General features: G+C 73.5%; 16 protein-coding genes and 1 pseudogene. 11 read left to right on the top strand and 6 right to left on the bottom strand.

Going from position 1 to position 21,840, the window contains the following annotated elements; translation table 11 throughout:
- The 3 genes from ACFV6I_RS21505 to gcvPA form a co-directional block, all read right to left on the bottom strand.
- Window positions 1–873 (bottom strand): ATP-NAD kinase family protein (locus ACFV6I_RS21505; RefSeq protein ID WP_380427028.1); only part of this gene is annotated, 873 nt, incomplete at its 3' end.
- Window positions 874–956: 83 nt separating this feature from the next.
- Window positions 957–2,555: an aminomethyl-transferring glycine dehydrogenase subunit GcvPB gene (gene gcvPB, locus ACFV6I_RS21500; protein ID WP_380427026.1), complete on the bottom strand. Its 1,599-nt coding sequence runs from the start codon at window positions 2,553–2,555 to the stop codon at window positions 957–959.
- On the bottom strand, window positions 2,552–3,910 hold the full coding sequence (gene gcvPA, locus ACFV6I_RS21495; RefSeq protein WP_380427024.1) for an aminomethyl-transferring glycine dehydrogenase subunit GcvPA: 1,359 nt from the start codon (window positions 3,908–3,910) through the stop codon (window positions 2,552–2,554). The genes gcvPB and gcvPA overlap by 4 nt, the downstream gene beginning before the upstream one ends.
- A gap of 96 nt (window positions 3,911–4,006) precedes the next feature.
- On the opposite strand from gcvPA, the gene ACFV6I_RS21490 reads away from it, so the two are divergent.
- From ACFV6I_RS21490 to ACFV6I_RS21460, 7 genes and pseudogenes are all read left to right on the top strand, one after another.
- Entirely contained in the window at window positions 4,007–5,413 is a 1,407-nt protein-coding gene (locus ACFV6I_RS21490) for an ABC transporter substrate-binding protein (protein ID WP_380427022.1), read from the top strand.
- A gap of 11 nt (window positions 5,414–5,424) precedes the next feature.
- A complete protein-coding gene (locus ACFV6I_RS21485; RefSeq protein WP_244293232.1) occupies window positions 5,425–6,357 on the top strand; it encodes a carbohydrate ABC transporter permease in 933 nt (310 codons plus the stop codon).
- The gene (locus tag ACFV6I_RS21480) at window positions 6,354–7,244 is read left to right on the top strand and encodes a carbohydrate ABC transporter permease (RefSeq protein WP_063345839.1); all 891 of its coding nucleotides are present in this window, start codon (window positions 6,354–6,356) and stop codon (window positions 7,242–7,244) included. Before ACFV6I_RS21485 ends, ACFV6I_RS21480 begins: the two co-directional genes overlap by 4 nt.
- An 8-nt stretch (window positions 7,245–7,252) precedes the next feature.
- Window positions 7,253–9,373 (top strand): beta-galactosidase, encoded by a 2,121-nt coding sequence (locus ACFV6I_RS21475; protein ID WP_380427019.1) that lies wholly within the window; start codon window positions 7,253–7,255, stop codon window positions 9,371–9,373.
- Complete coding sequence (locus tag ACFV6I_RS21470; protein ID WP_380427017.1) at window positions 9,370–11,595, top strand: trehalase family glycosidase; 2,226 nt, start codon at window positions 9,370–9,372, stop codon at window positions 11,593–11,595. Before ACFV6I_RS21475 ends, ACFV6I_RS21470 begins: the two co-directional genes overlap by 4 nt.
- Before the next feature lie 42 nt (window positions 11,596–11,637).
- Window positions 11,638–12,351 (top strand): annotated as a pseudogene (locus tag ACFV6I_RS21465) (ribonuclease H); the annotation flags it as partial.
- Window positions 12,352–12,537: 186 nt separating this feature from the next.
- The gene (locus ACFV6I_RS21460) at window positions 12,538–14,082 is read left to right on the top strand and encodes an alpha/beta fold hydrolase (protein ID WP_380427015.1); all 1,545 of its coding nucleotides are present in this window, start codon (window positions 12,538–12,540) and stop codon (window positions 14,080–14,082) included.
- Window positions 14,083–14,137: 55 nt separating this feature from the next.
- Here ACFV6I_RS21460 and ACFV6I_RS21455 read toward each other — a convergent pair whose 3' ends face one another.
- The 3 genes from ACFV6I_RS21455 to ACFV6I_RS21445 form a co-directional block, all read right to left on the bottom strand.
- Window positions 14,138–15,247 carry a Rieske 2Fe-2S domain-containing protein gene (locus ACFV6I_RS21455; protein WP_380427013.1) on the bottom strand — a complete coding sequence of 370 codons (1,110 nt, stop codon included), beginning with the start codon at window positions 15,245–15,247 and terminating at the stop codon, window positions 14,138–14,140.
- A 398-nt stretch (window positions 15,248–15,645) separates the two neighbouring features.
- The gene (locus tag ACFV6I_RS21450) at window positions 15,646–17,175 is read right to left on the bottom strand and encodes an MFS transporter (protein ID WP_380427011.1); all 1,530 of its coding nucleotides are present in this window, start codon (window positions 17,173–17,175) and stop codon (window positions 15,646–15,648) included.
- A 231-nt stretch (window positions 17,176–17,406) separates the two neighbouring features.
- Window positions 17,407–18,183, bottom strand: a complete 777-nt coding sequence (locus ACFV6I_RS21445; RefSeq protein WP_063350803.1) for a hypothetical protein — start codon at window positions 18,181–18,183, stop codon at window positions 17,407–17,409.
- Window positions 18,184–18,730: 547 nt separating this feature from the next.
- On the opposite strand from ACFV6I_RS21445, the gene ACFV6I_RS21440 reads away from it, so the two are divergent.
- From ACFV6I_RS21440 to ACFV6I_RS21425, 4 genes are all read left to right on the top strand, one after another.
- Window positions 18,731–19,573: an NmrA family transcriptional regulator gene (locus ACFV6I_RS21440; protein WP_380427030.1), complete on the top strand. Its 843-nt coding sequence runs from the start codon at window positions 18,731–18,733 to the stop codon at window positions 19,571–19,573.
- Window positions 19,574–19,657: 84 nt separating this feature from the next.
- A complete protein-coding gene (locus ACFV6I_RS21435; protein ID WP_380427008.1) occupies window positions 19,658–20,317 on the top strand; it encodes a hemerythrin domain-containing protein in 660 nt (219 codons plus the stop codon).
- Window positions 20,318–20,499: 182 nt separating this feature from the next.
- The gene (locus ACFV6I_RS21430; RefSeq protein WP_363378824.1) at window positions 20,500–21,108 is read left to right on the top strand and encodes an anthrone oxygenase family protein; all 609 of its coding nucleotides are present in this window, start codon (window positions 20,500–20,502) and stop codon (window positions 21,106–21,108) included.
- Between the two features lie 327 nt (window positions 21,109–21,435).
- Window positions 21,436–21,795, top strand: a complete 360-nt coding sequence (locus tag ACFV6I_RS21425) for a hypothetical protein (RefSeq protein WP_380427006.1) — start codon at window positions 21,436–21,438, stop codon at window positions 21,793–21,795.
- Window positions 21,796–21,840: the final 45 nt, after the last annotated feature.

The following is a 21,840-nucleotide window of genomic DNA, read 5'->3' as shown; positions in this document are numbered from 1 at the left end:
CGCGTGCGTCGTGCCGCCCGGGCCGCGGGCGAGCCGCCCGCCGCCCCCGCCGCGCTCGGCGACCTCGGCGGCGATGCCGCCCAGCGCCTCGGGGTCGGCGGTGGAGCTGCCGGTCTTGCGCTGCTGGACCCGGGCGGGCAGGACCGGGACGGTCAGCCACCCGTGCAGGCGGGCGGACACCCGGCCCTCGCGTAGCGCCGCCTCGTCGCGGTCCACGACCTCGGCGGACGCGAGCCGGACGCCGCCGCCTGCCCAGGCGGCGGCCACCTCGGCGGCGGCGCGGGGGTGGACGGCGAAGACGGCGGAGTGCATCTTGACGCCGGCCGGGATGCCGAGGACGGGCGGTCCTGGCTCCGGACCGAGCGTGCCGAGCGGGCCGAGTGCGTCGAGCGCGTCGAGGACGTCGCGGGCCGTGCCGTCGCCGCCGCAGACCAGCAGCAGGCCGGCGCGGGGCGGGTGCCGGGCGCGGCCGGCCCCGCGGGGGGGCGCCGCCGGGGGGGCCCGGGGGGAGGGGGCGGGTGCGGGGGCGGGGCGCGCGCGGGGCCCGCGTCGCACCCGCGGCGGGGGGCCCCCGGCCGTGACGAGGGCGCGGCCGGCCGCGCGGGTGTCCGCCGCCGTGGTGCCCGGGCCGGCGGGCCGGTGGACCACCGTCGCGTCGAGGCCGGCCGCCCGTGCCGCGTCCGCACCCATCGGCCCGGCCGCCGTGAGCAGGGTCAGTTGCGGTGCGAGCAGGGCAAACTGACGGAGCATCAGTTCAGCGCGGGAGCTCGCGGCCGGCCGGGCGCCGAGGGCGCGGGCCCGCTGCTGGACCTCGGCGCCGTCGCTGCCCTTGAGGCCGACCCGGCCGCCGAGTCCGGCGACCGGGTTGACCACGAGCCCGACGGTGGGGCCGGTCGTCGGGTTCCCACCTGCCGGGCGGGCGGCGGAAGTTGGGCGACCGGCCCCGGGGCCCGTCGTCACGGCTGCTCGCCGAGGACCTTGCGGCGGTAGGCGCGCCAGCTGACGGCCCAGACCGCCGGGTCGTCCAGCGGCTCGTGCCGGATGCGGTGCACGGTGGAGTTGTGCGGGGCCGTACGGACGGTCTCCGGGTCCTCGTAGGCCTCGCGGGCGACCTCGGCGAGGATCGCGGCGTACTCGTCGAGGTCGGCGCGGGAGTAGGACTCGGTCGGCTCCAGCGTCATCGGCTCGGGGACGACGTACGGGTGGTGGCTGGTCCAGTAGTGGGTGCCGAAGTCGGCGGCGCGGTAGCCGAGATCCTCGCTGTGCAGGCCGGTGTCCTCGTTGAGCTGCTGCCAGCTGTAGCGGACCTGCTCGACGCGCGGCCGCCCCTTGGCGTAGGGCACGGAGACGCCGCGGATCCGCTGGACCTGGTGCATCAGGTAGTTGTTGTTGAGCACGGCGGTCTCGGCCACCTCGCGCAGCCCCGCGGCGCCCATCGACATGATCCAGGCGTAGGCGCGGACCAGGTTCGGGACGACGCCCAGGTAGGGGCGGATCTTGCCGATGGACTCCGGCCGGTCGTGGTCCAGGACGTACCGCTCGCCGTCGAACTCGACGGTGGGGCTGGGCAGGTGGGGCGCGAGCTCGGCGGTGACGCCGCAGGCGCCGGCGGCGGGGCCGCCGCAGGCGTGCGGGGTGGAGAAGGTCTTGTGCAGGTTGAAGTGGCACAGGTCGAAGCCGGCCTCGCGGGCCCGGGTGATGCCGAGGACGCCGTTGGCGTTGGCCTGGTCGTAGGCGCACAGGCCGCCGGCCGCGTGCACGATGCGGACGAACTCGGCGATCCGGGGGTTGTAGATCCCGGTGTCCTCGGGGTTGGTGATGAGCAGCGCGGCGGTGCGCGGGCCGACGGCGGCGCGCAGCGCCTCGATGTCGGGGTAGCCGTCCGCGTCCGGGTGCAGGGTGATCACCTTGAAGCCGGCGGTCTTGGCGCAGGCGGCGTTGGAGGGGTGCGAGAAGGCGGTGGTGATGACCTCGTCGCGCTGTTCCAGCTCGCCGCGGGCGGCGAAGTGGGCGCGGATGACGGAGACGTTGGTCCAGATCGCGGCGGAGCCGGCGCCGGGTTGCAGTGAGACCCGGTCCATGCCGGAGACCTCTTTGAGCAACTGCTCCAGCCGGTGGACGAGTTCGAGCGCCCCTTGGACGGTCGAGGAGTCCTGGGCCGGGTGCAGGGCGGCGATGCGCGGGTCGCGGACGAAGGCGTCGTTGACCTTGGGGCTGTACTTCATGGTGCAGGTGCCCTGGCCGACGTCGACGTTGAGGTCGGCGCCGAGGTTCTCCTGGGAGAGCCGCAGGTAGTGGCGGAGCACCTGCTGCTGGCCGAGTTCGGGCAGCGCGGCCGGGGTGGCGCGGCGCAGCGCGGCGGGCAGGCGGTCGGCGGGGCTGCCGACGGCGGCGGTGACGCCGGGGCCGGGGGTCGGCGGCAGGATGCCGCGTTCGCCGGGCGCGCCCAGTTCGAAGATCAGTTTCTCGTCCCAGCGGGCCTGGTGGAAGCGGCGCAGGGCGGGCTTGGGGGCGATCCGCGGGTCGGTCTTGCCACTGGTCTGACGGTCCGTCACTTGACGATCTCCTCAAGGGCGGTGGCGAGGCGGTCGATGTCGGCCTGGGTGTGGAGCTCGGTGACGCAGTAGCGGCCCTCGTGTTCCCCGGCCGGGGTGCCGGCGTGCAGGCCGCGGGCGAGCAGTGCGGCGGCGACCTCGGCGGCGGTGCGCCCGCCGGTGTAGCGGAGGGTGAAGTCGGCGAAGTGGACGGCCTCGGGGTCGGCGAGTTCCACGCCGGGGGCCTGGGCGAGGCGCCGGCGGGCGTAGGCGGTGTTGGCGAGGATGGTCTCGCCGATCTCGCGCATGCCGTGCGGCCCCATCAGCGAGAGGTAGACCCCGGCGGCGATGCCGTGCAGGGCGGCGGCGGTGCCGACCCACTCCTTGCCCTCCTCGCGCACGGCGAAGGAGGTCCGCTCGTAGGCGACGTCGCCGAAGCCGTACTCGCCCGGCACGTCGGTGGGGGTGAGGCCGAAGAGGCGGCTCGGGTACTCGGCCACCAGGCGTTCGTCGTCCGCGCTGGCGATGAAGCCCGCGTTGCCGCCGCCGAAGCTGGGGTGGATGCCGAGCGGCTGGAGGTCGCCGCAGGTGAGGTCGGCGCCGAAGGAGGCGGGCGGGGCGAGCACGCCGAGGCTCAGCGGGTTGGCGCCGACGACGGCCAGCGCGCCTGCCTGGTGGGCGAGTTCGACGTACTGCGGCAGTTCGGGGTCGATGCGGCCGCAGTGGTCGGTCAGTTCGGCGAAGACGGCGGCGGCGTCGCCGGCGGCGAGGGCGGCGCGGACGGCCCCGGGTTCGGCCGGGACGAGTGCGAGGTCGTGGACGCCGCGCACGTAGTCGCGGATCCGGGAGAGCTTGTCCGGGTCGAGGTCGCCGACCAGGAGGAGGCGGCGGCGCCCGGTGGCCCGGCCGGCCATCCGCAGTGCGGTGGCGGCGGCCTGGAAGCCGTCGTAGGTCGGCACGTTGACGACGTCGACGGCCAGCAGTTCGGCCATCAGCGACTGGTACTCCCACAGGGCCTGGAAGCGGCCGTGGTCCTCGTACGGCTCGCCGGCGTAGGCGGTGAGGAACTCGCTGCGGTTGACGACCTCGTCGACCACGGCGGGCACGTGGTGGCGGTAGCAGCCGGCGCCGAGGAAGCTGCGGCCGGGCGGGACGGCGGTGTTGCGGGCGAGCAACTCCTCCATGTGGGCGACCAGTTGCGCCTCGGAGCCGAGTGGCTCGGGCAGTCGCAGCGGGCGGTCCAGGCGGAGCTCGGCGGGGATGTCGGCGTAGAACTCCTCGACGCTGTGCGCGCCGATCGCCGCCAGCATGGCCTTCTTCACGTCGGGGGCGGCGTTGGGGATGTACGGGTGGGTCCGGGGGGCGCGTGCGGTCATCCTGGCACCTTCCGCGATTTCGGTCACAAGCCTTGACGGCACTGTGTGTGCTGAGTTCTGTATACAGCATTCGGCATTCACTCTTCAGGAGGCAAGATGTCGGGAGGAAAGAACTCAACCGGCACCCGGCACAGACGCCTTGACGCTCCGGCGGGCAACCGGGCCGGATCCGGACCGGGCCCCACCCGGCGCCGGGTCCTCGGCGCCGGGCTCGCGGGCGGCGCGCTGCTGCTGACCGGGGCGACGGGCTGCGCCACCGGCGGCGCCGGCGCCCCCGACGCCAAACGGCTGGACGCGAGTTCGGGCGGCAAGGCCGCCGGGAAGATCACCATCTGGTCCTGGGACGTCGCCGCCAAGGCCATGCAACGGCTCGGCAAGGCCTTCGAACAGGCCCACCCCGGCACCACCGTCGACGTCGTCGACATCGGCTACGACAACGCCTACGACAAGATCACCGTCGGACTCGGAGCCGGCAGCGGACTCCCCGACGTGCTGACCGTCGAGGGCCACCGAATGCCCACCTACATCGGCAACTTCCCCCACGCGCTGGTGGACCTGACCAGCCGGGCCGGCGGCCTCGCGAAGGACTTCGCACCGTCCGTCTGGCGCACCGTCACCGACGCGGGCGGCCGCGTTCTCGCACTGCCCTGGGACAGCGGCCCGTGCGCCCTCTTCTACCGCCGCGACCACTTCCAGCAGGCCGGAATCGACCCCGCCACCCTCACCACCTGGGACGACTACCTCGCCGCCGGCACCACCCTCAAGGACCGCACCGGCAAGAAACTGCTCATCCTGGACGCCAAGCAGGACAGCATGTTCGCCCTGCTGCTCCAACAACAGGGCCAAGGCTGGTTCGTCGACGGCAAGGTCGCCGTCGCCTCACCCGCCGCCGAACGGGCGCTCACCCTGATGAAGCAGCTCGTCGACCGGGGCCTGGTCGACTTCGAGAACGGCTGGGACGGCCTGGTCTCCGGCACCCACGACGGCAAGGCCTCCACCACCCCCACCGCCGCCTGGTGGGACGGCACCCTCACCGGCGACATGGCCGACCTGAACGGCAGGTTCGGCGTCGTCCCCCTGCCCGCGTTCGACCCCGGCGGCTGCCGCACCTCCAACAGCGGCGGCTCCACCCTCTCCGTCACCGCACAGAGCAAGAACCCCGAACTCGCCTGGGAATTCCTCTCCTTCCTGCTCGCCGACCGGGCCAACCAGGCCTCGATGATGGAACACGAAGGCCTCTTCCCCGCCTACCTCCCGGCCCTGGACGACCCGTACTTCCAGCAGCCGGACCCGTACTACGCGAACCAGCCCGCCATGCGGCTCTTCGCCGACCTCGCCCGGTCCATCCCCACCGTCGAGACCACCGCCGACGACTCCAAGGCCGGCGACATCGTCAACACCGCCGTCAACCAGGTGCTGCACAACGGAGCCGACCCCGGCACCGTGCTGCGCTCCGCCGCCCGCCAGATCGCCACCGCGACCAGTCGCCAGCCGGCCCCGTAGGGACACGCGCCATGACCAGTCTCCAGGCCCCCGCCCCCCGGATGGCCGCCGCACCCGCGCGCACCACGCCCACCCGGCGACGACGGCTGCCACGCTCCGCGGCCTGGCTCTTCGCCGGGCCCACGGCCGTGCTCTTCATCCTCTTCTTCGCCTATCCGCTCGGCGCCAGCCTCTACCAGAGCTTCACCGCCCGCCGGGACGGCGCCACCGTCTGGGTCGGCCTGGACCAGTACCGGCGCATGCTGGACGACCCGGCCTTCCTGCACTCCCTGGTCAACACCGGGATGATCCTGGCCGTCCAGGTGCCCGTGATGATCGGGCTGGCGCTGGTGCTGGCCGTCCTGCTGAACCAGTCCTGGCTGCGCTTCCGGGCCGGCTGGCGGGCCGTCTTCTTCCTGCCCGCCGTCACCACGCTCGTCGCCTACGCCGTCGTCTTCCAGGTGCTGCTGCGCACCGACGGAGGCCTGGCCAACCAGCTCCTGCACGGCCTGGGCGCAGGCCCCGTCGACTGGCTCAACTCGCCCACCTGGGCCCGGATCTCCCTGATCGGCTCGGTCACCTGGCGCTGGACCGGCTACAACGCCGTCATCCTGCTCGCCGGCCTGCACGCCATCGGCCGGGACCAGTACGAGGCCGCCGCCCTCGACGGCGCGGGCACGCTGCGCACCTACACCAGCGTGATCCTGCCGCAGCTGCGGCCGGTGGTGCTGTTCTGCGTCATCACCTCCACCATCGGCACGCTCCAACTCTTCGACGAGAACTACGTGCTGACGCGCGGCGGCCCCGGCGACGCGACCCTCACCCCGGTGGTCTACCTGTACAAGGTCGGCTTCCAGCAGCTCGACTTCGGGTACGCGGCCGCGATCGCCTGGGTCGTGGTGCTGGTCATCGCGGCCGTCTCCCTCCTCCAGTTCCGGTTCTACGGAAGGGAACGCCGCCGATGAGCACCACCTCCGCCCGCCCCCGGCCCGCCCGGCCGGCGGCCGTCCGCCCACCGGTGGCCCGCCCGCTGACCGCCCGGCTCGGCCGCGGCGCCGTCCTGGCCGTGCTCGCCCTCGGCGCCGTCGTCAGCCTGGTGCCGTTCGCCTGGATGCTGATCGCCAGCACCCACAGCAGCTCCGAACTCTTCCACTCCCCGCCGCCGTTCCTGCCCGGCGGGGAACTGCTGCGCAACCTGGCGCACCTCCAGCAGAGCATCGGCTTCGGCCGGGTGCTGCTCAACAGTCTCGGCGTCGCCGTCGTCTACACCGCGCTGAGCTCCCTGCTGTCGGCCATGTGCGGCTACGGGCTGGCCAAGTACCGGTTCCGGGGCCGCGGGCTGCTGCTCGGGCTGGTGCTCGCGACCATGATGATCCCGCTCCAGGTGCTGCTCGTCCCGCTGTTCCAGATGATGGCCAGCGTCGGCTGGATCGACAGCTACCAGGCGGTCATCCTGCCCTTCCTGGCCAACTCCTTCGGCATCCTGCTGATGCGCCAGGGCTTCCTGGACTTTCCCGACGAACTCCTGGAGTCGGCGCGCATCGACGGCTCCGGCGAACTGCGCACCTTCTACCAGGTCGTCCTGCCGTGCGTGCGGCCGCAGCTGGGCGCGCTCGTGATCTTCACCTTCATGGGCCAGTGGAACAGCTTCATCTGGCCGCTGCTGATGCTCAACACCGAGGACAAGTACACCGTGCCGGTGGCGCTCAACACGCTGACCGGGCTGACCCACGTCGACTACTCCGGCCTCATGCTTGGCTCCCTGCTGGCCACCCTCCCGCTGGTGCTGCTCTTCCTGGTCTTCCAGCGGCAGTTCGTGGCCGGCCTGCTCGGCGGAGCGCTGAAAGGATGACCCCCCGCATGACCCCCCGCATGACCTCCCGCACCCCTTCCCGCGCAGGCGCACTCACCCGCGTCCCCGGCCTCCTCTACGGCGGGGACTGGAACCCCGAGCAGTGGTCCGAGGAGGTGTGGGCCGAGGACGTGAAGCTGATGGCCGAGGCCGGCGTCAACCTGGTCACCGTCGGGGTCTTCTCCTGGGCCCGGCTCCAACCCGCCGCCGACAGCTGGGACTTCGGCTGGCTGGACCGCCTCCTCGACCTCGTCCACGGCCACGGCATCGCCGTCGACCTGGCCACCGCCACCGCCTCGCCGCCCGCCTGGCTGGTCCGCGCCCACCCCGAGCTGCTGCCCGTCACCGCCGACGGCGTCCGGCTGGAGTTCGGCTCGCGCCAGCACTACTGCCCCTCCTCCGCCGTCTACCGGGCCGCCGCCGCCCGGCTCACCCGGGCCCTGGCCGAGCGCTACCACGACCACCCCGCACTCGCCCTGTGGCACATCCACAACGAGTACGGCGACCACGTCCAGGAGTGCTTCTGCCCCGCGTCCGCCGCCGACTTCCGGCGCTGGCTGCGCGAGCGGCACGGCGACGTCGACGAACTCAACCGCTCCTGGGGAACGGCGTTCTGGTCGCAGCGCTACGGCTCGTTCGACGAGATCGAACCGCCGCGCGCCGCGCCGGGGCCGGTCAACCCGACCCAACTGCTGGACTGGCGCCGGTTCTGCTCCGACGCGCTGCTGGCCCTGCACCGCACCGAGAAGGCCGTCCTCGACGAGGTCTCACCGGGCGTGCCCGTCACCACCAACTTCATGTCGATGCTCAAGTCGCTGGACTACTGGGAGTGGAGCCGCCACGAGGACCTCGTCTCCGACGACGCCTACCCCGACCCGGCCGACCCCCGCACACACGTCAACGCGGCCATGAACTACGACCTGATGCGCTCCCTCAAGGGCGGCAAGCCGTGGCTGCTGATGGAACAGGCCCCCTCGGCCGTCAGCTGGCGCCCCGTCAACCTGCCCAAACGGCCCGGCCTGTACCGGCTCTGGTCGCTCCAGGCGCTGGCCCGGGGCGCGGACGGCGTACTGCACTTCCAGTGGCGCGCCTCCGTCGCCGGGGCCGAGAAGTTCCACAGCGCGATGCTCCCGCACCGCGGCACCTCCTCGCGCGGCTGGCGGGAGACCGTCCGGTTCGGGGCCGAGCTGCGCCGGCTCGGCGAGATCGCGGGCAGCCGGATCCGCGGGCGGGCGGCCGTCCTGCTCGACTGGGACAGCTGGTGGGCACTGGAGCTGGACGACCACCCCTCCGCGCGGATGCGCTGGCTCGACCTGCTCCGGCCCTGGTACGCGGCCCTCCACGACCGCGGCGTGACCGTCGACTTCGTGCCGCCCACCGGCGACCTCGACGGCTACCGGCTGCTGCTCGCCCCCAACCTGTACCTGCTCGACACCGCCACCGCCGACCGGCTCACCGCCTTCGTCCAAGCAGGCGGCCACCTGGTCTGCGGCCCGTTCAGCGGCATCAGCGACCGGCACGACCACCTCCACCCCGGCGGCCACCCCGGGCCGCTGCGGCCGCTGTTCGGCCTCGTCGTGGACGAGCACTGGCCGATCCCCGACGGTGCCGCCACCACCGTGCGGCTCGACGACGGCGGGCCGGAGCTGCGGGCCGAGCACTGGAGCGAATGGATCGACACCGAGGGCGCCGAGACCGTCGCCCGCTACGCCTCCGGCGAGCTGGCCGGCCTGCCCGCCGTCACCCGGCACCGCCACGGCACCGGCAGCGCCTGGTACCTCGGCTGCCACCTCGGCGCGGACGTCGGCCGGGTGCTCGACCTGCCGCTCGCCGAAGCCGGGGTGGGCGCCGAACTGCCCGGCCTGCCGGCCGGCGTCGAGGCCACCCGCCGCCGCGCCGCCGACGGCACCGACTACCTGTTCCTGCTCAACCACGGCCCCGCCGCATGCCGGGTGGCGCTGGACCGGCCCGGCACCGACCTGCTCACCGGGGCCGACACCGGCCGGGGCCTCACCCTCGCGCCGCTCGGCGCCGCCGTCGTCCGCGTCCCCGCGGCCGGCCCCGATCCGGCCTCCCCACCTCCGTCTCAGTCCACGCCCCCGTCCACGCCCGCCGAGGAGCGCACATGACGCCGTTGTCCCGCCGCCGACTCCTGGCCGCCACCGCCGCCACCGGCACCGCCCTCGCCGTGGCCGGCGGCGTCGCGCCGACCGCCCACGCCGACGACCGGCAGGCCGCCCCGTCCGACCTGCCGGACCTGTCCGACCTGGCCGACCCGTCCGCCCTCTCCGACCGCTACGCCGACGTCCTCGACCTGCACGGCACCCCCGCGCAGGCCTACCCCGGCGACGCCACCGGCAACAACCCGATCAACGTCTTTGCCGACCTCGGCGCCTGGCACGCCTACGCCCTGCCGCGCCCGCAGGACCCGCTCGGCGGCTTCACCGGCCCGCTCCACCTCGCCCAGGAATACCCGTGGTGGCTCAGCGACGGCCTCAACCGCCTCCAACTGACCGAGCAGGGAAGGATCCTGGACCTCGCCGCCGGCGGCGCCCCCCGGCTCACCTCGCTGCCCGGACTGCTGCGCCAGTCCTACGACCTCGGCGGCCGCCTGGCGCTCACCCTGGAACTGCGCTTCGCCGGCAACCGCACCGCCTTGGTCAGGGCCCGGCTGGCCAACGGCGGCCCGGCCGAGCGGACCCTCCAGGTCGCCTGGACCGGGACCCTGCTGCGCCCGGCCACCGGCCCCCAGCACGACGCCCCCGCCCTGGTCGCCGCCGAACGCGGCATCGCCGTCCGGTTCGCCCGGGTACGGCAGACCTGGGACTACCTCACCGACGGCACCGAGCGCTTCGAAGTCCGCCACGCGGCGCCGGTGCGCACCACCGTCAGCGGCGACGGCCACCGCACCGAACTGGCCGGGGCCGTCCGGCTGGCCCCGGGCGCGGCCCGCACCCTGGACTGGGCCGAGAGCTACACCTTCACCGACGCCGAGCACGCCCGCGCCGTCGCCGAGGCGGACGCCGCGCTGCGCGCCCCCGACCGGGTCGCCACGGCGGGCGCCGCCCGCTGGGCCGGGTACGTCGCCCGGGCGACCGAGGGCGTCCCCGCCGCGCGCCGCCGGACGGCCGTCAAGTGCGTGCAGACCCTGGTCACCAACTGGCGCAGCCCGGCCGGGCGGATCCGGCACGACGCCGTCACGCCCACGCTCTCGTACAAGTGGTTCAGCGGGGTCTGGGCCTGGGACACCTGGAAGCAGGCCGCCGGCACCGCCGTCTTCGCCCCCGACCTGGCCGCCGACCAGATCCGGGCGATGTTCGACCACCAGATCCGCCCCGACTCCGCCGACCGCCCGCAGGACGCCGGGATGATCCCGGACTGCGTCTTCTACAACGACCCGAGCACCGGCGGCGGCAACTGGAACGAGCGCAACTCCAAGCCCCCGCTGGCCTCCTGGGCCGTCTGGGAGGTGTACCGACGCGGCGGCGACCGGGCGTTCCTGCGCGAGCTGCTGCCCAAACTGACCGCCTACCAGGACTGGTGGTACCGCACCCGGGACCACGACGGCGAAGGGCTGTGCGAGTACGGCGCCACCGTCGACCCGGGCAACGCCGCCCCGGCGGACTGCCTGGCGGCGGCGGCCTGGGAGTCCGGCATGGACAACGCGCCGCGCTTCGACGCCGCCCTCGGCGCCGCCGTCGTCGCCAACCGCAGCGCGCAGGGGGCCCTGCTGGGCTGGTCGCTCACCCAGCGCTCCGTCGACCTCAACGCCTACCTGGCCGCCGACCACCGGGCCCTGGCCGCCATCGCCGCCGAACTCGGCGACCGCACCGCCGCCCAGCGGCTGCGCGGACGGGCCGAGGCGATCGACCGGGCCGTGCGCGACACCATGTTCGACCCGGCCACGGGCTGGTTCCACGACACCGACCTGGCCACCGGCGCCCGCCTCACCGCGCGCGGGCGCGGCATCGAGGGCGCCATCCCGCTCTGGTCCGGCACCGCCTCGCCCGCCCAGGCCCGTGCGGTCCGCGGGCTCCTGCTCGACCCGGCCGAGTTCGGCACCGCGCTGCCGTTCCCGACCGTCGCCCGCAGCTCGCCCTCCTTCGACCCCGCCGGGTACTGGCGCGGGCTGGCCTGGATCGACCAGACCTACTTCGCCATCGAAGGCCTGCGCCGGTACGGCTGGAACCAGGACGCCCGCCGGGCGACGGACCGGCTCCTGGCCACGGCAGCCGGGCTCGGCGGCGACGGTCCGCTGCGGGAGAACTACGACCCGCTGACGGGGGAGGGGCGGAACTCGACCAACTTCAGCTGGTCCGCCGCCCTGCTCCTGCTGCTGCTCCGCGCCTGACCGATTTGGCCCCGGCCTGCCACGTCCTGGCATGATCGGGGCATGGTCGAACGAGTCATTGCAGCGTGTGACGGAGCAGCCAAGGGCAACCCCGGTCCGGCGGCCTGGGCCTACGTGGTGGCGGACGCCGCCGGGGCGCCCCAGCGCTGGCAGGCCGGTCCGCTCGGGCACAGCACCAACAACGTGGGCGAGCTGACGGCGCTGGAGCAGCTGCTGGCGTCGACGGACCCGGCCGTCCCGCTGGAGGTCCGGCTCGACAGCACGTACACCCGCGACGCGGTGACCAAGTGGCTGGTCGGCTGGAAGCGCAACGGCTGGAAGACCGCCGCTGGCAAGCCCGTCGCCAACCGCGAGCTGATCCAGCACATCGACGAGCTGCTGACCGGGCGGGACGTCACCTTCGTGTACGTCCCCGCCCACCAGGTGAACGGCGACCCGCTGAACGCCATCGCCGACAAGGCCGCCAGCGACGCCGCCCGCCAGCAGCAGGCCGCGGGCGGAACCGCCGCCGACCTCCCCGAGCCGGACCCGGCCCGGACCACCCCGGCGCGGGCCGCCCGCCCGGCCTCCTCGTCGGTCTCCTCGTCGGCGGGTTCGTCGGCCGGCTCGTCGGCCGGCTCGTCCACGGCGAAGAAGCGCTCCTCGGGCGGTTCGCGGACCCTGGCCGCCCGCTTCCCCGGCACCTGCCCCTGCACCCGCTCCTACGCCAAGGGCGACACCATCACCAAGGTGGGCAGCAGCTGGGGACACCCGGAGTGGGGGGGGGCCCACGCGTCGGTCCGGTCCGACGCCGGGCGGGCCGACACCGGCCCGCCCGGGTCGCACTCACCCCCGAGGTGGAGCCGGGTGGAGCCGGGTGGAGCCGGGTGGAGAAGCACTCCGGCGAATTCTCCACCCCCGCGCCGAGGCTGACGACACCTCAGCAGTCCTAGCGTCGGACGTATGACCCGACCTACCGGCCGTACCACGGCCCGCGCCGGCGGCGCGCTGCTCACCGCCGCCCTCCTGCTCGCCGCACCACTCGCACCGACCGCCGTCGCGGCCCCGGCGGCCCAGCTCTCCTGGGGGCCCTGCCCCGCGCCGACCCCGAACGCCAACGGGGTGCCGTTCCCCCGCGACCCGCGCCAGCAGTGCGCGACCCTGCGGGTGCCGCGGGACTACCAGGACCCGGACGCCGGCACGATCACCCTCACCGTCTCCCGGTTGCGCACCGCCGACCCCGCCCACCGGCGCGGCACCCTGGCCGTGGTGCCGGGCGGGCCGGGCGGCTCCGGACTCGACTACCCGGGCGAGATGGCGAAGCTGCTGCCGGCGGACGTCCTGCGCTCCTACGACCTGATCGGCTTCGACGAGCGGGGGGTGGGCAACAGCACCCCGGTCCACTGCGACCTGTCCGCCGTCGACCGGGACGCCCAGCTCAACTACCCCTTCCCCGGCCCCGACGGCTCGATCACCGCCAACCTCGACCAGGCCCAGCGGGTGGCCGACGGCTGCGCGGCCGCGAGCGGCGGCTACCTGGCCGACGTGACCACGGCCAACTCGGCCCGCGACCTGGACCGGATCCGGGCCGCCCTGCGCCTGCCCCGGATCTCCTACCTGGGCAGCTCGTACGGCACCTACCTCGGCCAGGTCTACGCCACCCTCTTCCCCTCGCACACCGACCGCGTGGTGCTGGACAGCACGGTGCCGCCGGGCGGGCTGGAGCAGGGGTTCAGGCTGTTCAGCGAGGGCTTCGCCGACTCCTTCCCGGCCCTGGCCCGCTTCGTCGCCGCCCAGGACGCCACCCTGCACCTCGGCGCCACCCCCGAGGCGGTCCGGGCGAGCTACCTGCGGCTGGCCGGCGAGGTCGACCGCGACCCGCTGCCGCTGTCGGGCGGCCGGCTGCTCACCGGCGGCGGCCTGCGCAGCGTCGTCTACGCCTCGCTGGTCAAGCCGAGCTACTACCCCCTCGGAGCGCGGGTCCTGCAACTGGCCGAGGAGCGCGACACGACTCAGGCCCAGGCCCAGGCCCCGGTTACGGTTACGGCTCCGATGCCGGCGGGCGCGGGCACCGGCGGCTCGGGTGCCAGCCCGCTGCCGCAGGTCATCCCCGACAACTTCCTCGCGGCCCAGTTCGCGGTGATCTGCGGCGACTCGGCCTGGCCCCGCGACCCGGCCGCCTACGCCGTCCGCACCGCCGCCGACCGGGCCCGCTACCCGCTGACCAACGGCATGAGCGGCAACGTCTGGCCGTGCGCCTTCTGGCACTACGGCCCGAAGGAGCCGCCGGTCCGGGCCGACCCGGACGGCCCGCGCAACATCCTGATGCTGCAGAACCGGTACGACCCCGACACCACCTACAACGGCGCCCGGCAGACCCAGCGCGCCTTCGGGCACCGGGCGGCGATGGTCACCTTCGACACGACCGCGCACGGTGTGGACTTCACCGACCCCCGGGTGCTCGCGCCGTTCACCGCCTTCCTGCTCGGCGGCCGGCTCCCGAGTTGAGCAGACGGCGGGTCGGGCCCCGACCCGGGCCCCGACCGGCCGTCCGTACGTCCGCTCAGGGCTTGGCGAGCCCGCTGCGGGCACCGTTCTCGGCCCGGACCGTGAGGGCGACCGGCACGGACAGGCGTTCCTGGTGGTCCGGCGGGTAGAACTGCCGGGCCCAGTGCCGCAGGGCGCCGATCGGCCCGTCGCCCGGGGCGAGCCGGGGCGGCGACAGGTACTTCTTGGTGGACCAGATCGGGAAGTCGGCCGCCGTGAACTCGCAGCTCCGTTTGAACATCGGACCCGCCAGCAGGCTCGACAGCGACCGGCTGACCGCCCTGCCGAGCACGGGCGGCAGCCGGGACGGCTCGTCGAAGGAGAACCGGCTCGCCTGCCGGAACTGCATCCGGCCGGGCGCGACCATGGTGGCCATCACCAGCGAGCACATCTTCAGACCGAGGGCCGGGGTGTGCACGTCGGTGTGCAGACAGGCGAGGCCGTAACCGTCGACCTCGATCTCGACCTGGCGCCGGCCCAGCAGCGGGAAGTCCTCCTGCACCCGCATCGAGACGTGGAAGCGCGTGCCGTCCCAGTCGATCGGGGCCGCCAACTCGCCGCTGGGCCAGCCGTGCAGGGTGACGAAGTGGCCCAGGTCCACCGCGTTCTCCATGACGTCCTGGGCGTAGCCGGCCATCTCCCAGGCGGCGTGCCGGGGCGGCTGGTGCCCGAGCGTGTGCCACGCCGGGATCTCCCAGTCCGGCTGCCGGCCGTCGTGGTGGCGCCAGACGAAGACGGCGTCGTTCACCTCGCGCACCGGGAGCTGCGCCAGGGAGGCCTTCGGCGGCGCGGAGCCGTACCCGGTCCGCACGCACCGGCCGTCCGGGTCGAAGGCGAAGCGGTGGAAGGGGCAGACCAGGTCGTCGCCCTCCACCTCGGCGAGGCCGAGGTGGGCCCCCAGGTGCGGGCAGTAGGGGCGGATCGCGCGGATCCGCCCGCTCCGCAGCCGGTACAGCACGACGTCCTCCCCGGCCAGCCGGCGGGTGAGCACCGTGCCGGGCTTGAGCTCGTCGGCGAAGCCGACCGAGGCCCACCCGTCCGGGTACGGCAGGCCCGGCGGCAGCGCGACGTCGCCCGCGGTCGGGCCCTCGCTGATGGGCTGGACGTGCTTTAAGGACTCGTGCATGAACTCTCCTCCTGGCCTGCCCGGCTCCGATCTCGGCAGCTCAAGCCGGCCCTCCCGGGCAATTCGTCTCCGAACGGAACGCCCCGCATGCTAACCGCAGATCGATGGGGCTCGCGCGGACAACATGGCTGACACCAAAGAAGTCTGATGATTCATCAGAAAATCTCCGATGCGTCCTTCGACGGCCGGATGGCTGAGCGATTCCCGGGCGGGCCGATCCACCGCAGCGCCGCGCAGCCGGCCCGGCTGCGCCACTGCCCTGGACTTCGGGACGGTGGCAAACGCACTGAGGGGTAGGCGAGTTGACACGGATCCTGGTCATCGGCGGGGGCTTCGCCGGGCCGGCGGTGTCCGCCGAGGAGGCCGCCGCGACGACCCCGGCCGGGCGTCGCGGACTCCTAGCGGTCCGCCGCTTCGACAGCGCTCAGCGGGGCCGCCAGGTCCTCCAGGCTGCGCCGTTCCGCCCGCACGCCGATCGCGGCCTCGACCAGCCCCGCGGCCGTCATCAGCGCCGCCCCGATGCAGAACGCGAGCGTCGTGTCGGAGACCTTCCCGCTGCTCACCAGGCCGTTGAAGAGCAGCGGGCCGCTGATGCCGCCGACCGCCGTGCCGACGGCGTAGAAGAAGGCGATGCACATCGCCCTGGTCTCCAGCGGGAAGATCTCGCTGACCGTCAGGTAGGCCGCACTCGCCCCCGCCGAGGCCAGGAACAGCACGGCCGTCCAGCAGGCCGTCATGCCGGCCGCGCTCAGCGCGCCCTGCTGGAACAGTGCGGCGGTGCCGAACAGCAGCACGCCGGAGCCGATGTACGTGCCGGCGATCATCGGCACCCGCCCGACCGAGTCGAAGAGGTGGCCCAGCAGCAGCGGGCCGAGGAAGTTGCCGACCGCGATGACCGCGAAGTAGTAGCCGGTGTCGCCCTCCGGCACGTCGAAGTAGAGGGTCAGGATGACGGCGTAGCCGAAGGTCACGGCGTTGTACAGGAACGCCTGCCCGATGAAGAGCGAGAGGCCGAGCACCGTGCGGCGCGGGTAGCGGCGGATCACGGTGCGGGCGATCGTGACGAAGCCGAGCGGGCCGCGCTCGCGGATCAGGATCGGCCGGTCGGTGACGGCCGGCAGTGGTCGGCCGGTCTCCCGCTCCACGATCCGCTCGGCCTCGGCCACCACCTCCTCGGCCTCCGGCGCCCGCCCGTGGGTGAACAGCCAGCGCGGGCTCTCCGGGACGTGCCGGCGGACCAGCAGGATCACCAGGCCCAGCACGACACCGATCCCGAAGGCGAGCCGCCAGCCCACGTCGGTGGCGAACAGCGCGGTGTTCAGCAGTGCGACGGAGGCGAAGGCGCCGAGCGCGGCGCCGATCCAGAAGCTGCCGTTGATGATCAGGTCGATCCGGCCGCGCACCCGGGCCGGGATCAGTTCGTCGATCGCCGAGTTGATCGCCGCGTACTCGCCGCCGATGCCGAACCCGGTGAAGAAGCGGCAGAGGAAGAAGAACCAGGCCGTCCAGGACAGCGAGGTCACGGCGGTCGCCGCCAGGTAGACGGCGAGCGTCACCATGAACAGCTTCTTGCGCCCGAGCCGGTCGGTCAGCCAGCCGAAGAACAGTGCGCCGGCGCAGGCGCCCGCCACGTACACGGCGGCCGCGATCGTCGTCACCTGCGTCGTCGAGATGGCGATGCCGCTGCCGGGCTGCGCGAGCCTGGCCGCCATGTTGCCGACGATCGTCACCTCAAGGCCGTCCAGGATCCAGACGGTGCCCAGGCCGATCACGATCCGCCAGTGCCAGCGGGACCACGGCAGCCGGTCCAGCCGGGCCGGCACGTTGGTCTCGATGACCCCGGTTCCGGCGGACCCGGACCCGGCTTCGGCCCCGGGGGCCGTACCGCCGTGCGGGTTCCGCGCGGATGACTTCGCCGGATCGGCCATGCGGGGCTCCTTCGCTCGCCGTATCGAGGCGCCCCGTCTGCCCGCTTTCCGCAGGATCGAACGCGGACGCCCTCTTCGCTACGCTCGGTGAGCTTCGACGCTCCCTCCGTCATCATCCCCCGAGGGCGGAGGCGCCGCCCGGGGAGGCGTTCCTCCTGGCGGGCGGCGGGCGGCGGGCGGCGGGTGGCGGGCTGCGGCGACGGGCGGACCCGGCTGTGGAAGGCGTCCGGGCTACTGCTCGACGTACTTGCGCAGTACCTGCTGGTAGTCCGCGAACTCGGGCTCGGTGTGCAGCTTGGAGACGTCCTTCTTCAGGTAGACCATGCTGGGGCAGCTGGGTTTGGCGCTGCCCAGCAGCTGTTCGGTGCCGACCTTCTTCCCCGTCCTGGCCTCGTACACGGTCACCTCGTACTTGCCGCGGTAGAGCTTGAGGGTGTCCGAGGTGAACTTGCAGTCGGTGAGGAACTCGCCCTCGTCGGGTGAGTCCAGGCAGGCGATCAGCTGGACGCGGTACGGGTCCAGGCGGGTCGCGCTCCAGTAGTCCGGCGAGCCGGCGGTGGGGGAGGCGGGGTGCGAGGAGCCGGACTCGCTGAGGGTGAACATCGCGACCGGGTGCGGCCCGGCGCCGGTGTGCTCGGCGGTCTTGGGGAAGTACTTGCGCGCGATGTTCGACGCGCAGCCGGCGTCGAGGTCGGAGAGCCGGCTGAGTGCCTTGTCGCTCGCCTTCGGCTCGAAGATCACCCAGTAGACGCCGTACCCGAGGACTCCGACCATCGCCAGCGCGACCACCCGTGCGGCGATCGTCCGCCCCTTGCGCTGGCCGGGTGTCAACTGCCGTGCGGCGCCGGTGGCGGCGCGCTTCCTGGTCGCCACGGCGTAGGCGATGAAGAGGATCGGGGACGCCGCCACGACGGCGAACAGCACACCGATCGGGGCGTTTCCACCGTTGAACGCGATCATCGAGAAGACCACCGAGATCGCGGCGAGCAGGACTATCAGCTTGGCCATGAACATGCCCTCCCACAGGTCGACAGCAGCCGCGAGACTACCGCTGCCGGGGCGGGGCGCGGGCGCCCGCACCCGGTCCGGACGCGCCCCCGGGGCCCGGCCGCCGTCGCCGCCCCGGTGTTCCGCCGGAATTCCACCCGTATTTCCGCACCATCGGTGATTTTCTTCCCCGCCCCTTTCCGGAGCCCATGCGAAGTCGATTTCCGGGGGTGGTGGAGCCGGGGTCGAGAGGTACTGGAAAGGGCTTTCCGGCGGGGGTGCGGTGTGTTGTGGTGGGGTGGTGGAGGAGCCGGGCCGCACCCCCGTGGCGGCCCGGCCCGGGCGGACAGCCGCTGGTGGGCGGCGTAGACGCTCGCGCATGGATGTGAGTGCGGTGGCTATGGTTCGCCGACTCGGGGTGGATTTGAATGGTGCCATGACGACGAACCGACCGGGCTCGCAGAGCGGTAGGGGCCCGCGGATCGCGTCGGACCTCCCGGGCGCCGCCGGCGCCTTCGGGGGGTCGGTTCCGTCAGTTTCCTCCGTCTCTCCGAATGAGGTGCTCGTGATGACTCGTCAGGGTGTTGTGGATCTTCCGGTCGGTGCTGGTGTGGTGCTGGTGGTGGGTGGGACGGGTAAGACCGGTCGGCGGGTGGCGGAGCGGTTGTCGGGGTTGGGGTACGGGGTGCGGGTGGGGTCGCGGTCGGGGGCGGTGGCGTTCGACTGGCATGACGAGGGGACGTGGGAGGCGGCGCTGGAGGGGGTGAGTGCGGCGTATCTGACGTACTACCCGGATCTGGCGTTTCCCGGGGCGGTGGAGGCGGTGGGGGCGTTCGCGCGGCTGGCGGCGCGGCGTGGTGTGGGGCGGCTGGTGCTGCTGTCGGGGCGTGGTGAGGAGGCGGCGGAGGCGGGGGAGAAGGCGGTGATGGAGTCGGGGGCCGCGTGGACGGTGGTGCGGTGCGCGTGGTTCAACCAGAACTTCAGTGAGAGTTTCTTCCTGGATCCGGTGCTGGCGGGGGAGTTGGCGTTGCCGGTGGGGGGTGCGGTGGAGCCGTTCGTGGATGCGGAGGACATCGCGGAGGTGGCGGTGGCGGCGTTGACGCGGGCGGGGCATGCGGGGGAGGTGTACGAGTTGACGGGGCCGCGGTTGCTGTCGTTCGCGGAGGTGGCGGTGGAGTTGTCGCGGGCGACGGGTCGTGAGGTGCGGTTCGAGGCGGTGTCGGAGGCGGCGTACCGGGGGGTGTTGGAGGCGGCGGGTCTGCCGGGGGACTTTGCGGAGTTGTTCTCGGTGATCCTGGACGGTCGTAACGCCTCGTTGGGGGACGGGGTGCGGCGGGCGTTGGGGCGTGAGCCGCGGGACTTCGCCGACTTCGCCCGCGAGGCCGCCGCCTCGGGCGTGTGGAACGTGTGAGCCGGCTCGCCGGCGGCGGCCCGAACAGGCCGCCACCGGGCGGGCGTTGGTCGTGTATCCGGACATAACAGTGGAGGTTTGGCCATGTCGGATGGCAAGCAGGTCTGGTCGAGTGAGCAGGGTGTGGGCGCGCTGCCCGGGCACATCCGGGGCTTCGGGCTGATGCACGTGGCGATGCGCCGGGACGCCGCGCGGCTGAGCGCGGCCGCCGCCCGGGGTGCGTCCGCGGGCGGCTGGGGGCCCTCGGCGGCTCTGGCGGACTGGTTCGGCCGACTGAGGGCCGTCATCGACTGGCACCACCACAGCGAGGACGAGATCCTCTGGCCCTTCCTGCGCGAGCGGCTGGCCGGCTTCGACGGCGGCGGCATCCTGGAGCAGGACCACGAAGCGCTCGACCGGACGATGCGCCGGGTGGCGGAGGTGCTGTCCGCCCGTCGGATCGCCGAACTGCCCGAGGCCGCAGCGGGGTTCGAGAACCTGATCCGCGAGCACCTGGGGCACGAGGAGCCGGTGGTGTTCCCGGCTCTCGCGGGCCTGCCGGTGGACGAGTACCTGCGGGTGGAGCGGCGGATCATCCAGAGCGCGCCGGGGCAGGTCATGACGTACCTGCAGCCGTGGATGTTCGACGGCGCGGACGCGGCGTCCGTGCGGGCCGTGTCGGCCACCATCCCGGGCCCGGTGCGGCTGATCGGCCGTACGGTGCTGGAGCGCCGGTACCGGCGCACCCTGAACCCGGTTCTGTGACCGTCGGCCCCTTCCCAACTCCTCCCGGCACCCTCCGGTGCCGCAAGTGCCCTGGCGCGTAGTGGGGTTCCGGTTGTCGCGGTTCCGTTGCGGGTGGCACCGCACGGTGGGTGGTGTCGTTCGTTCCGCTGTTCGCCGGCACCGCGCCCTGCGGGGCCGGGAGAGTGAAAAGGGGTCCTGTGATGCGTTCGGATCAGAGGTCGGCACCGGTGTCGTACGCCGTCCCGTCGGCCATCGGCGGTGTGCGGCCGGGGAGTTCACCGCACGGCGGAACCGCCGGGCAGGGCCGCGCCGCCGGGCCCGTCCTGGCGGGCGCCACCATCGCGATGGGCCTGATGGCGGGCCTGTTCTTCGCCTTCGACGTGTCCGTGATGCCCGGCCTCGCGGCCGGGGACGACCGGACGTACGTGACGGCGATGCAGCACATCAACTCGTCGATCGAGAACGGGATGTTCGGCCTGGTCTTCGTCGGCGCCTTCGCCGCCACCGGCGTGGCGGCCTGGCTCCAGCACAAGGCCGGCCGGCGCCAGGCGGCGCTGTGGGCGGCCGGGGCGACGGTGCTGTACGTGGTGGCGCTGATGGTCACGATGGGCGTCAACATCCCGCTCAACAACGAGCTGGCGGCGGCCGGAGACCCGTCCCAGATCCACGACTTCGCGGGCGTGCGCGCCAAGTTCGAGGGCAGCTGGGTCGCTGCCAACATGCTCCGCACGCTGCTCTGCACGGCAGGCCTGGCGGCCCTGAGCCGCTCGCTGGTCCTGCACGGCCGGTTCAGCCGCCTGGGCCGCTGAGCGGCCCGGCCGCGCGCCGCAGGGCTGCGCGGCCGCGGGGATGCCCGTCCGCCTCGTGCGGGCGGGCCTTCGTGCGTTCCGGGTGCGGCGGGCCCGGTGGCGGGCCCGGTGGCGGGCCTGGTGGTGGGGCGCCCGAGTGCGCCGGGGCGTGCGCCGGTGCGCCGGGCCAGTGCTGTCGGTCAAGTCGCCTGGGGCGTCCTGGACTTGGCGATCCGGGGGCTATGGGTGGAGCATGGGCGGGCCCGGTCGTTGCGGCGCGCTTGCGCCGCTGCCGGGCCGTACGGTGGTCGGCGTGTCCGGTGAGCTGGAGAGGGGGCGGGGTCTGTGGTGGCGGTGGTACGTCCGTACCTGATCCGGGGGAGAGCGGTTCCCCTGGCCAGATATCTGGCGGAGGAGGACATCGAGGGTCTGGTGGCGTGTTCGTGCATCGGGAACGAGGTCACGATCGACCTCGTGGACACCCGGATCCTGGTGACCCTGGCGGATGTGGCCGGGGCGGTGCGACTGAACTTCGACATGGTCCAGGACGGTCCGGCCAAGGCGCGTTCCTGGTCCCGGCGCCTGCCGGGCGACGCGGGGCCGGGCGAACTCGCGGCGCGGATAGCCGTGGACGTGCGGACGCTGGCCCGTGAACTGGCCCCGCTGCGGCGCAACCCCCCGCGCAGGCCGGGAGAGAGCGGGCGGTAGGCACGGCGATGGCCCCGGGCCCGGCAGCATCACGCTGCCGAGCCC

It is taken from the genome of Kitasatospora sp. NPDC059803 (assembly GCF_042732255.1).
GTDB lineage: Bacteria > Actinomycetota > Actinomycetes > Streptomycetales > Streptomycetaceae > Kitasatospora.
The sequence above is the reverse complement of the archived record's forward strand: the minus strand, read 5'-3'. Positions and strand labels throughout refer to the sequence as shown.

Excerpts from the sequence above, each read along its gene's own strand:
- ACFV6I_RS21435 (WP_380427008.1), top strand. The coding sequence starts at position 19,658 with ATGTCGGATGGCAAGCAGGTCTGGTCGAGTGAGCAGGGTGTGGGCGCG.
- ACFV6I_RS21445 (WP_063350803.1), bottom strand. The coding sequence starts at position 18,183 with ATGGCCAAGCTGATAGTCCTGCTCGCCGCGATCTCGGTGGTCTTCTCG.
- ACFV6I_RS21430 (WP_363378824.1), top strand. The coding sequence starts at position 20,500 with ATGCGTTCGGATCAGAGGTCGGCACCGGTGTCGTACGCCGTCCCGTCG.
- ACFV6I_RS21490 (WP_380427022.1), top strand. The coding sequence starts at position 4,007 with ATGTCGGGAGGAAAGAACTCAACCGGCACCCGGCACAGACGCCTTGAC.
- ACFV6I_RS21480 (WP_063345839.1), top strand. The coding sequence starts at position 6,354 with ATGAGCACCACCTCCGCCCGCCCCCGGCCCGCCCGGCCGGCGGCCGTC.
- ACFV6I_RS21460 (WP_380427015.1), top strand. The coding sequence starts at position 12,538 with ATGACCCGACCTACCGGCCGTACCACGGCCCGCGCCGGCGGCGCGCTG.
- ACFV6I_RS21485 (WP_244293232.1), top strand. The coding sequence starts at position 5,425 with ATGACCAGTCTCCAGGCCCCCGCCCCCCGGATGGCCGCCGCACCCGCG.
- ACFV6I_RS21470 (WP_380427017.1), top strand. The coding sequence starts at position 9,370 with ATGACGCCGTTGTCCCGCCGCCGACTCCTGGCCGCCACCGCCGCCACC.
- ACFV6I_RS21455 (WP_380427013.1), bottom strand. The coding sequence starts at position 15,247 with ATGCACGAGTCCTTAAAGCACGTCCAGCCCATCAGCGAGGGCCCGACC.
- gcvPA (WP_380427024.1), bottom strand. The coding sequence starts at position 3,910 with ATGACCGCACGCGCCCCCCGGACCCACCCGTACATCCCCAACGCCGCC.
- ACFV6I_RS21475 (WP_380427019.1), top strand. The coding sequence starts at position 7,253 with ATGACCCCCCGCATGACCTCCCGCACCCCTTCCCGCGCAGGCGCACTC.
- ACFV6I_RS21450 (WP_380427011.1), bottom strand. The coding sequence starts at position 17,175 with ATGGCCGATCCGGCGAAGTCATCCGCGCGGAACCCGCACGGCGGTACG.
- ACFV6I_RS21440 (WP_380427030.1), top strand. The coding sequence starts at position 18,731 with ATGACTCGTCAGGGTGTTGTGGATCTTCCGGTCGGTGCTGGTGTGGTG.